11 protein-coding genes are annotated in these 10787 nt (G+C 65.9%); all 11 read right to left on the bottom strand.

Going from position 1 to position 10787, the window contains the following annotated elements:
• Nucleotides 1-1034, bottom strand: a 1034-nt coding sequence (locus ACIQ51_RS13200; protein WP_396205523.1) for a DegT/DnrJ/EryC1/StrS family aminotransferase, incomplete at its 3' end; no start/stop codon positions are given.
• Between the two features lie 16 nt (nucleotides 1035-1050).
• Nucleotides 1051-2112: a Gfo/Idh/MocA family protein gene (locus ACIQ51_RS13195; protein ID WP_396205522.1), complete on the bottom strand. Its 1062-nt coding sequence runs from the start codon at nucleotides 2110-2112 to the stop codon at nucleotides 1051-1053.
• Nucleotides 2109-2762 (bottom strand): DapH/DapD/GlmU-related protein, encoded by a 654-nt coding sequence (locus ACIQ51_RS13190; RefSeq protein WP_396205521.1) that lies wholly within the window; start codon nucleotides 2760-2762, stop codon nucleotides 2109-2111. The genes ACIQ51_RS13195 and ACIQ51_RS13190 overlap by 4 nt, the downstream gene beginning before the upstream one ends.
• 20 nt (nucleotides 2763-2782) lie before the next feature.
• Nucleotides 2783-6052, bottom strand: a complete 3270-nt coding sequence (gene carB / locus ACIQ51_RS13185; RefSeq protein WP_396205520.1) for a carbamoyl-phosphate synthase large subunit — start codon at nucleotides 6050-6052, stop codon at nucleotides 2783-2785.
• A complete protein-coding gene (locus ACIQ51_RS13180; RefSeq protein ID WP_396205519.1) occupies nucleotides 6036-7031 on the bottom strand; it encodes a GDP-mannose 4,6-dehydratase in 996 nt (331 codons plus the stop codon). The genes carB and ACIQ51_RS13180 overlap by 17 nt, the downstream gene beginning before the upstream one ends.
• Nucleotides 7028-7996, bottom strand: coding sequence for a GDP-mannose 4,6-dehydratase (gmd, locus tag ACIQ51_RS13175; RefSeq protein ID WP_396205518.1), 969 nt, complete (start codon nucleotides 7994-7996; stop codon nucleotides 7028-7030). Before gmd ends, ACIQ51_RS13180 begins: the two co-directional genes overlap by 4 nt.
• A 148-nt stretch (nucleotides 7997-8144) precedes the next feature.
• On the bottom strand, nucleotides 8145-8366 hold the full coding sequence (gene rpmB / locus ACIQ51_RS13170) for a 50S ribosomal protein L28 (protein WP_396205517.1): 222 nt from the start codon (nucleotides 8364-8366) through the stop codon (nucleotides 8145-8147).
• 10 nt (nucleotides 8367-8376) lie between these two features.
• A complete protein-coding gene (gene rplQ / locus ACIQ51_RS13165; RefSeq protein WP_396205516.1) occupies nucleotides 8377-8733 on the bottom strand; it encodes a 50S ribosomal protein L17 in 357 nt (118 codons plus the stop codon).
• 5 nt (nucleotides 8734-8738) lie between these two features.
• Nucleotides 8739-9812 carry a DNA-directed RNA polymerase subunit alpha gene (locus tag ACIQ51_RS13160; protein ID WP_396205515.1) on the bottom strand — a complete coding sequence of 358 codons (1074 nt, stop codon included), beginning with the start codon at nucleotides 9810-9812 and terminating at the stop codon, nucleotides 8739-8741.
• A 138-nt stretch (nucleotides 9813-9950) separates the two neighbouring features.
• On the bottom strand, nucleotides 9951-10586 hold the full coding sequence (gene rpsD, locus ACIQ51_RS13155; protein ID WP_396205514.1) for a 30S ribosomal protein S4: 636 nt from the start codon (nucleotides 10584-10586) through the stop codon (nucleotides 9951-9953).
• 3 nt (nucleotides 10587-10589) lie between these two features.
• On the bottom strand, nucleotides 10590-10787 hold a 198-nt coding region (rpsK, locus tag ACIQ51_RS13150; RefSeq protein WP_396205513.1), incomplete at its 5' end, for a 30S ribosomal protein S11.

The raw sequence follows: 10787 nt of genomic DNA, 5'->3' as shown, positions 1-10787 counted from the left end.
GAGAGCACTTCCTTCGCGGCCTTCTCCGCTTCGGGGCACTGCCCTTCACGGTAGCCGAGATAGGCGAAGCAAGGCTGCAGATGCAGCGGCAGCGGATAGTACACGTTGGATCCGATTGCGCGCGCCTTCAGGTGCGCCTGCAACGCATCGCGCTGCGCCACGCGGATCGTATACTGATTGTAGATGGATGTATTGGCTGGATCGACGTACGGCGTGATCACGTCGGTCAGGTCGGCGAAGGCCGCGTCGTAGTAAGCGGCATTACGACGGCGCGCTGCGCTCCAGCTTTCGAGATGCGGCAGCTTGGCGCGCAGCACCGCCGCCTGCAGTGCATCGAGGCGACTGTTGTAGCCCACGATCTCGTGGTAATACGTGCGACGGCTGCCATGGGTCCGCAGCTTCATCAGCGCCTCGAAGAGCGCCTCGTCCTGCGTGACCATCATGCCGCCGTCGCCGTACCCACCGAGATTTTTGGACGGGAAGAAGCTGTAGGTCCCGATCGCCGCCGCTTCGCCGGCCATGACCTTGCGCCCCTCGATGACGCGGCTGGCGCCGATCGACTGCGCGGCATCCTCGATGACCGGGAGTCCTCGCGCCGCCGACGTGACCGCCTCGATCGGCGCCATCTGTCCGAAGAGATCGACGGCGATGACCGCCTTCGTGCGCGGCGTGATGGCCGGCGTGACGTTGGCGGGCTCGATGTTGAAGGTGCGCGGATCGATGTCTACGAACACCGGACGCGCTCCCACGTTGTGAATGGCCCCACCGGTAGCGAAGAACGTGAACGGGGTGGTGATGACCTCGTCGCCATGCCCCACGCCCAATGCGCGAAGCGCCAGCAGGATGGCGTCGGTGCCGTTGGCACACCCCACCGCATACTTGACCTGCGACAATCCGGCCACGCTGCACTCGAGTTGCGCGACGGGATCGCCAAGGATGAACGCCTGCTGATCGACGACCTCCATGAGCGCGGCCACCACGTCCTCACGGATCGTGGCATGCTGGGCCTTCAGGTCGAGAAGCGGTACGGCCATGAGGAACCCCTGCAAATCAGATGTTCACGCGCAGCGGAAGCGGGACATCGCGCCCCGTCTTCGCCGACTCGTAGATGCCAAGGATCAGTTCGAGCGACTTGCGACCGGCACGGCCATCGGTATCAGGCGAGGCCTCGCCACGCAGCACCGAGACCACATTGCGGTAATACCCTTCGTGGCCGAAGCCATACACGCTCGGCGGATTGGTATTGGACTGATCGACGAGCTTGTCGTCATCGTCGTAGTCCGCGAACTGCCAGTGCTCGACCTTGTTGACGGCGGTCCCGCCGATCTTCACCGTGCCCTTCTCCCCCAGGATGGTAATGGATCCTTCCAGGTTCTTCGGGAAGGTGAGCATGGTGACTTCGATGGCCCCGATGGCGCCGGAGCGGAACTTGAGCACCGCCACCCCGCTGTCCTCCGCCTCGATCCGCCGGGCCAACGTGGCCGTCTTGGCCATGACACTTTCAACGGGCCCCACGAGCCACTGAATGAGATCGACGTAGTGCGAGGCCTGATTCATGAAGGCCCCACCGTCGAACTCCCAGGTGCCGCGCCACGGCGCCTGATCGTAGTACTCCTGCGGGCGCGTCCACCGCACGGTGCAGTTGGCCATGTAGATGCGGCCAAAGCGCCCGCGATCGATCGCGCGCTTGAGCAGAACGACGGGCGGATTGAGGCGATTCTGCTTGACCACGAAGAGCTGCACGCGGTGATCGTCGCACGCCTGCACGAGCGCATCGGCGGCGGCGAGCGAAATCGCCATGGGCTTCTCGCTGATCACGTGGCGACCGGCCTTGGCGGCGGTGATGCCGTGCTGCGGGTGGAGCCCGCTGGGGGTGGCGATGATCACGGCGTCGCTCGGCACGTCGGCGAGCATGCGCTCGAGGCTCGTGAACCAGGGGACGCCGGCAGCCGTGCCCGCCTCCTCCGCCCGCTCGGGGACGATATCGCAGACCGACACCAGCTGCAGGTCGGGAATCTTGGCGATCGCATCGAAATGATTGCGGCTGATGCGCCCGCACCCGACGAGTGCCACGCGGATGGGCTGTCCTGCGGGAATAATCATGTCAGTCATGCCTGCTCCTCGATGCGCGCGACCACGTCTCCGCGCCGTTCGTACAGCGTACCGGTACCGGTGCAACGGAGTCGTTCGGCCGACGGATCGACCGGAGACCGGCCGATCACGTCGAGACGGAACCCTGCCTCCGACATCCAGCCGATGCGCTTCGCCGGTACGCCGGCCATGAGCGCATAGTCGGGAACGTCGCGATTGATGACGGCGCCCGCGCCGATGAAGGCGAAGCGGCCGATCGTGATGCCACAGACGATGGTGGCGTTGGCGCCGATGCTGGCGCCACGCTTCACCAGCGTGCGGCGATACTCATGCTTGCGCGAGACAGCGCTGCGCGGGTTGTACACATTGGTGAAGACCATGGAAGGGCCGCAGAACACGTCCTCCTCCAGCTCTACTCCCTCGTACAACGACACATTGTTCTGGATCTTGGCGTTCTCGCCGACGGTCACGCCCGTCATGACGACCACGTTTTGCCCGAGCGAGCAGCGTGGACCGATGACGGCGCCACTGTTGACGTGGCAGAAATGCCAGATGCGCGTACCGGCGCCCACCACGGCGCCGTCGTCGACGTACGCCGATTCGTGCACCAGTGCCCCCGCCCCGAGGGTGACACCCGCGCCGACGTGCCCTTCACCGGCACGAGCGATCATGCCAGGCATGGTGGCCGTGCTCACGCGGTCCCGGCAGGCTGCGCCGCCATCTGAGACCGTGACGCGCGAAGGCGCTCGTGCCACTCCTGCAGCGAGCGCACGCCCGGCTCACGCGACCGGCGCGCGGCGATCGCCTCAACGGCGGCGCTGGCCGCCGTGAGCGTGGTGGTGTACGGTACGCGATTGGCGATGGCGGCCTGACGCAGCCGTTCGTCATCGACCTGCGCGTGCTTACCGAGCGGGGTGTTGACGAGCAGCTGGATCTCGCCATTGAGGATCAGGTCGACGCCGTGCGGACGTCCCTCGTGCACCTTGAGCACCGACGTGACCGGCACCCCCTGCGCGCGGAAGAACGCGGCCGTGCCACTCGTCGCGAACACGCTGAAGCCAAACTCATGGAAGCGCGCCGCGAGCGCCGCTGCGGTGGGCTTGTCGCCGTCGTTCACGGTAAAGAACACGGCCCCCGCACTCGGCAACGCGTTATCGGCGGCGATCTGCGACTTGAGGAACGCGGTGCCGAAGTCGTCGTCGATGCCCATGACCTCCCCCGTGGAGCGCATCTCCGGGCTGAGGACGGGATCGAACTCGCGGAACTTGTTGAACGGAAACACGGCTTCCTTCACGCTGATGTACGGCGGCACGATCTCCTGTGTGAAGCCGACGTCGGCGAGTGATTCACCGAGCATGAGGCGCGCCGCGACCGACGGGAGCGACACGCCGATCGCCTTCGACACGAACGGCGCCGTGCGCGAGGCCCGCGGATTGACCTCGATCACGTACACCTGCCCGTCCTTATAGGCGTACTGCACGTTGATCAGCCCCACGACGCCCAGCCGCTTCGCGAACGCCACGGTGTGCGCCTTCATCTGCTCGACCGCCGCGGGCGGGATGAGGTATGGCGGGAGGATGCACGCCGAGTCGCCGGAGTGAATACCCGCGCTCTCGATGTGCTCCATGACGGCGCCGATCACCACGTGCTCGCCGTCGGAGAGGGCGTCCACGTCGGCTTCGAAGGCGTTTTCCAAGAAGCGGTCCACGAGCACCGGGCGCTCTTCCGACACGCGCGCCGCGCGCTCGAAGTAATCGCGCAATGAGGCCTCGTCGTGGACGATTTCCATCGCGCGGCCCCCGAGGACATACGAGGGGCGCACGAGGACGGGGAAGCCGATCGTCTGCGCGATGGCGACGGCCTCGTCCACGCTGGTCGCCGTGCCGTTAGCGGGCTGTTCGATGCCGAGTTCGCGGGCAATCGCCTCGAAGCGGCGGCGGTCCTCGGCAGCATCGATGGCATCAGGCGACGTGCCCAGAATGCGCACACCGGCGGCCTCAAGCGGACGCGTGAGCTTGAGCGGCGTCTGCCCACCGAGCTGCACGATCACCCCCTCCGGCTTCTCGCGCTCGACGATCTCCAGTACATCCTCGAGAGTGAGCGGCTCAAAGTAGAGCTTATCGGAGATATCGAAGTCGGTGGAGACGGTCTCGGGGTTGGAGTTGACCATGATCGTCTCATATCCCTGCTGACGCAGCGCGAGTACGGCGCGCACGCAGCAGTAGTCGAACTCCACGCCCTGGCCGATGCGATTGGGGCCCGATCCGAGGATCACGACCTTCTTGCGTCCCTCGGTCGCCGCCTCGCTCTCCTCATCGTAGTTGCCGTACAGATACGGCGTGCTGGACGGGAACTCACCCGCACAGGTGTCGATCATCTTGTACGATGGGCGCACGCCGAGCGCCCAGCGCGCGGCGCGGGCCTCGTGCTCGCTCTGGCCGCGCAGTGCGGCCAGCTGGCGGTCGGAAAAGCCCAAGCGCTTCATGCGGCGCATCGTTTCGGCGTCGACCATCGCCTGGGCGCCGTACCAGGTCTCCGCGTCGATCAGCTCCTTCATCTGATCGAGGAACCAGGGATCGATCCCGGTGATGTCATGCAGCTCGGTGGTCCCCATGCCCAACAGCATCGCACGCTTGAGCTGATAGATGCGCTCGGGGGTGGGGCGACGCAGCGCGCCGCGCAGCTCCTCGCGCGAGCCTTCACTGAGACGATCATCCTGCAGGCGTTCGCCGACTGACCAGCCGATGCGACCGGTTTCGAGGGCACGCAACGCCTTCTGGAACGCCTCCTTGAACGTACGGCCGATCGCCATGGACTCACCGACCGACTTCATCTGCGTGGTGAGCCCCGGATCGGCGGCCGCGAACTTCTCGAAGGCGAAGCGCGGGCACTTGACGATCACGTAATCGAGCACCGGCTCGAAACTGGCCGGCGTGGTCTTCGTGATGTCGTTGGGCACCTCGTCGAGCGTATACCCCACGGCGAGCTTGGCACCGATGCGTGCGATGGGGAAGCCGGTCGCCTTGGAGGCGAGCGCCGACGACCGCGACACGCGCGGATTCATCTCAATGACGATCAGCTCCCCGTTCTTCGGATTCACGGCGAACTGCACATTGCATCCGCCAGCATCCACCCCGATCTCGCGAATGATGGCCACGGCCGCATCGCGCATGACCTGGTACTCGCGATCGGTGAGGGTCATGGCCGGTGCCACCGTGATGGAGTCGCCGGTGTGCACGCCCATGGGATCGAGGTTTTCGATCGAGCAGACGATCACGACGTTATCGGCGCAGTCGCGCATGACTTCGAGCTCGTACTCCTTCCAGCCGAGGAGGGAGCGCTCAATGAGCACCGAGTGCACGGGCGAGAGGTCGAGGCCACGACGCACCATGGTCTCAAACTCCTCGCGGTTGTAGGCGATGCCGCCGCCCGTGCCGCCAAGGGTGAATGAGGGGCGGATGATCGACGGGAACCCGGTGTTCTCCACGGCCACCAGCGCCTCGTCGAGCGACGTGACCGTGGTGCCGGTGGGGCACTTGAGGCCGATCTTCTCCATGGCGTCGGCGAAGAGCTTGCGATCTTCGGCGACACGAATGGCGCGGGCATTCGCGCCGATGAGCTCACAGCCGTACTTTTCGAGCACACCATCGTCGTACAGCTTGAGCGCGACGTTGAGTGCTGTCTGCCCGCCCATCGTCGGGAGCACCGCATCAGGACGTTCCTTGGCGATGATCTTTTCGACGAACTCCGGCGTCACCGGCTCCACGTACGTGCGATCCGCGAACTCCGGATCGGTCATGATCGTGGCGGGATTCGAATTGACGAGAATGACTTCGTAGCCTTCCTCGCGCAGCGCCTTGGTGGCTTGCGTCCCGGAATAATCGAACTCGGCGGCCTGCCCGATGATGATCGGGCCAGAGCCGATCACAAGAATCCGGTGCAGGTCAGAACGTCGCGGCATGGAGAAGGTCTTCGATGATGTCGTCGAGTGAATGCTGCGCGCGCCACGCGGTGGCGTGCTGCAGCTTTCGCGGATCCCCGATAAGCACGGGGACGTCTACGGGGCGGACCAGTGTGGGATCCTCGAACGGCACGGCCAGCGATCCTGTTCGCGCCAGGACCCGTTCGAGGAGCTGTTGTACCGACCAGCCGGTACCACTGGCCACGTTGTACGCCTCGCCGGGCGCCCCCCTTTGACAGAGGGAAATATACGCAGCCACGACGTCACTTACATGCAGGAAGTCGCGAATGGGCGACCGATTCCCGACCGGCATGGGCGTGCCGGCCGGCGCCGTTGCCAGCGACCGGGCGCGTTGCACGAGCGCGGGGAGCAGGAATCGCGGCGGCTGGCCAGCGCCGCTGTGGTTGAAGCTACGGGCCACCACCACCCGCAGGGTGTTGGCCCGCCACTGCTGGAGCGCCAGCACTTCCTGAGCGGCCTTGGTGGCCGCGTAGACCGTGCGGGGCGCCTGCACCGCGGTCTCCTCGAGGGGTATGCGGTGCGACTCGTCGCGCCCGTACTGCTCGGCGCTCCCCACGATGAGTACGGTGGGGTCGGTGCCACGCTGTTCGCGCTGCTGCTGCAGCTGGTGCAGGAGCCGCGCGGTCGCGGTGACGTTCACGTCCCAGGCGAGGGCCGGATCGGCGGTCGCGGTGGGGACGTGGGAGATGGCCGCGAGGTGAATGACGGTATCGGGGCGGGCGGTGGCGACGACCTGCGCCAGGTAGGCCTCGTCACGCAGGTCGCCGGTGAGCCAGGTGGTGTCCGGCGCGGGCGCCGGGATCCCGGCCCCTCGCGACTGCGGGGCCGGGCGCTCGAGCGCGAGAGCAAAGAGCTCGGCGCCCTGCGCGGCGAGGGCGGGCAGCAGCCACTGGCCGACGAAGCCGGCGGCGCCGGTGACGAGCACGCGCCCGAGCGGACGCCCGGCAGATGCGGTCACTTCGCGCGACGATACCGTTCGAGGTCGGCCTCGACCATCATGGCAACGAGCTGGCGGAAATCGACCTTGGGGGTCCAGCCGAGCTGCGTCCTGGCCTTGGACGGATCGGCGACAAGCAGATCGACTTCGGCGGGGCGGAAGAAGCGTTCGTCCTGCACCACGTAGTCGCGGTAGTCGAGCTCGACGGCGCCGAAGGCGGCTTCGCAGAACTCGCGCACGGAGTACGTCTCGCCGGTCCCGATCACATAGTCGTCGGGCTCCTCCTGCTGGAGCATGCGCCACATCGCATCGACGTAGTCGCCGGCGAAGCCCCAGTCGCGCCGGGCGTCGAGATTACCGAGCCGGAGATCGTGCTGCAGGCCAAGTTTGATGCGCGCCACGCCGTCGGAAATCTTCCGGGTGACGAACTCGAGCCCGCGGCGCGGCGACTCGTGATTGAACAGGATGCCGGAAACGGCGTAGAGCCCGAAGCTCTCGCGGTAGTTCACGGTGATCCAGTGTCCGTAGACCTTGGCCACACCGTAGGGTGAGCGCGGATAGAACGGCGTGCTTTCGCGCTGCGGGGTTTCGACAACCTTGCCAAACTGTTCGCTGGAACTGGCCTGATAGAAGCGCGCCGTGGGGGCGGCCTTCCGGAGCGCCTCGAGCATGCGCGTAACGCCGAGCGCGGTGAATTCGCCGGTGAGCACGGGCTGATTCCACGACGTCTGCACGAAGCTTTGCGCGGCGAGATTGTAGATCTCGTCGGGGGCGGTGGCCTGGACCACGTCGGTGAGCGACGTCTGGTCGAGGAGATCGGCGGAGACCAGCTCGATGCGATCGACGAGGTGCGCGATGCGTTCGTACGGCGTGGTGGAGGAGCGGCGGACGACGCCCACCACGCGGTAGCCCTTGTCGAGCAGGTGTTCGGCGAGGTAGGAACCGTCCTGGCCGGTGATGCCGGTAATGAGCGCGGTTTTCGTCACGAACGGATCAGTGGCGGGTAATGAGTTGGCGATTCGGGTGCCGGGTCCGGTGGTACCGATCCGCCCGAGCTCCCTGCCGTTGGATACACAACGCGGGGAGACCCGCTTTCAGAGCGAGCTCCCCGCGAGGTGAAAACCGGCAGGCGAATTACGCGACGGCGACCTGGCCGCGCGGTGCACGCTGCACCTTACCGGCCGCGAGGCAGCGGGTGCAGACCTTCACCTTGATGATCTTGCCCGCTTCGAGCGTACGGACGACCTGGAGATTGGGCTTCCAGGTACGGCGCGTCTTGTTGTTGGCGTGCGAAACGTTGTTGCCGAAGGCAACACCCTTATCACAGCTGTAGCAGCGATTGCGATTGATAGCCATGGGTGGTGCCTCAGCTGAGGATCAGTTCGATACGTGCCATCTCAGCGCCGTCACCCTTACGGTGACCGGTCTTGAGAATGCGCGTGTAGCCACCCGGGCGGGTAGCGAACGCCGGACCGATCTCCTGAAAGAGCTTGTCGGCGGCTTCGCGCTTCTGCACGTGCTTTCCGGCCAGTCGGCGCGCGTGGAGCGTGCCGGTGCGGGCCTTGGTGATCAGCTTTTCGACGAACGGGCGCAGCTCCTTGGCCTTGGCCTCGGTCGTCTCGATCGCGCCCTGCTCAATGAGCGAGGTCGCGAGATTGCGGAGCAGCGCGAGACGCTGCTCACTGGTCCGCCGGAGCTGGCGGTTGGCCTTACGATGGCGCATGGGCTTTAGTCCTCGTCGTCGTCGTCATCGGGCGCATTCTCGGCCGCGCGGCTGGGCGGGGTGCCCATATCGAGGATACGGACACCGTCCGTGCTCTCCTCGTAGCGCATACCGAAATTGAGCCCTTCCTTCTCGAGCAGCGCGGCAATTTCCTGCAGGGACTTCTTCCCGAAGTTCTTCACCTGAAGGATCTGCGCCTCGGTCTGGCGAACCAGATCGCCGAGCGAGCGGATGTTGGAGTTCTTGAGTGAATTGACCGACCGGACCGACAGTTCGAGATCATCGATCGGGGTACGGAACAGCTCAGCGAGGCGGATGGCGTCGGAGTTGGCTCCGTCGCCGGCCGCACCGGGCTGCGCGGACGCCGACGACCCGAAGCCCACGAAGTACTGGAAGTGGGTCTGGGCGAGGGCGGCCGCGTAGCTCACCGCTTCCTCGGGCAACATCGCGCCGTTGGTTTCGACAGTGAGCGTGAGGCGGTCGTAGTCGGTGCGCTGCCCGACGCGGGTTTCCGCGACGGTGAAGTTGGCCCGACGGACCGGATTGTAGATGGCGTCGATCTTCACGACATCGACCGAGAGGCTCTTGTCGGCCGGGTGCTGGTCGCTCTCGACGTAGCCACGTCCCTTGTTCACGTAGAGTTCGACGGTGAAGTCGCGCTCGTCGGTGATGGTGAAGAGATGATGGCCCGGATCGACGACGCGCACGCCACCGGTGGCAATGATGTCTGCCGCGGTAACGGTGCCCGGGCCCGCCTTGGTGATGCGGAGCACGGTCTGCTCGACCTCATCGGGGAGGGCGAGGGTGAGCGTCTTGAGGTTGCCGATGATCTGGTGCACGTCTTCAACGACGCCCGCGATGGTCTGGTGCTCGTGCACCACGCCGTCGATGCGGAACGCCCACACGGCGGAGCCCCGGAGCGACGACAGCAGCAGTCGACGCATCGCGTTGCCCAGCGTGTGCCCGAAACCGCGTTCGAGCGGCTGCAGGCGGAATTCGGCCAGATTGGGATTGTCCTCGCGCTTGGTCGCTTCGACAAGCTGCGGACGGACCAGCCCGGAAAGATCGATGGTTGCCATGGAAGTCTGGATCTGGAAGTGGTCTCACCACCGGAGGGTGGCGACGCTCTACCCCGCCCCGAACGCGCGGTAGACTCGTGAGGGGGTTCGGGCCCCGACCAGGGTGGACGCACCGCAGTGCGCCCACCCGTGCTGCGATTACTTCGAGTACAACTCGACGACGAGCTGTTCCTGCGCGGCGAGCGGAATGCTCGTACGCTGCGGCTTCTCGAGCACGCGACCGCTGAACGACTCCTTGTCGACGGCGATCCAGGAGAGCGAGCCCCCCTTCGAGGCCTGCTCCATCGCGCTCATGACGAGCACGAGCTCGCGCGAGGCCTGCTTCACGCGCACTTCCTCACCCGGGCGCACCTGGTACGACGGGATGTCGAGGAGGCGACCCTTCACTTCGATGTGGCGATGACGGATGAGCTGACGCGCGGCCTTGCGGCTGGGCGCGAACCCCATGCGGTACACCACATTGTCGAGACGGGTCTCGAGGGCGGCGAGCAGGTTGTGACCGGTGATACCGGCCTGCGTGGCCACGCGCTCGAACGTGTTGCGGAACTGCTTTTCGGAGATGCCATAGATGCGCTTGATCTTCTGCTTCTCGCGCAGCTGCTTGGCGAACTCCGACATCTTCTTGCGACGCGCCGTGGCCTGACCGTGCTGACCCGGGGCGTACGGACGACGCTCGACGGGGCACTTCTCGGTGAAGCACTTGGTGCCCTTCAGGAAGAGCTTGGCGCCCTCACGACGGCACTGACGGCAGCTGGGACCAGTATAGCGAGCCATGGATCAAACCCTCCGGCGCTTGGGGGGACGGCAGCCGTTGTGCGGGATCGGAGTGACGTCGCGGATGGACTTCACCTGGAGACCCGCAGCGGCGAGCGCCTGGATGGCCGACTCGCGGCCGGACCCGGGACCCTGCACGCGCACGTGCACGCGGCGCACCCCGGCGGTGAGCGCTTCGCGCGCGCACTGCTCGGAGGCCAC

It is taken from the genome of Gemmatimonas sp., assembly GCF_044344655.1.
Classification (GTDB): Bacteria; Gemmatimonadota; Gemmatimonadetes; order Gemmatimonadales; family Gemmatimonadaceae; genus Gemmatimonas.
Note: the sequence above shows the minus strand (reverse complement) of the source record. Positions and strands in the feature narration are given on the sequence as shown.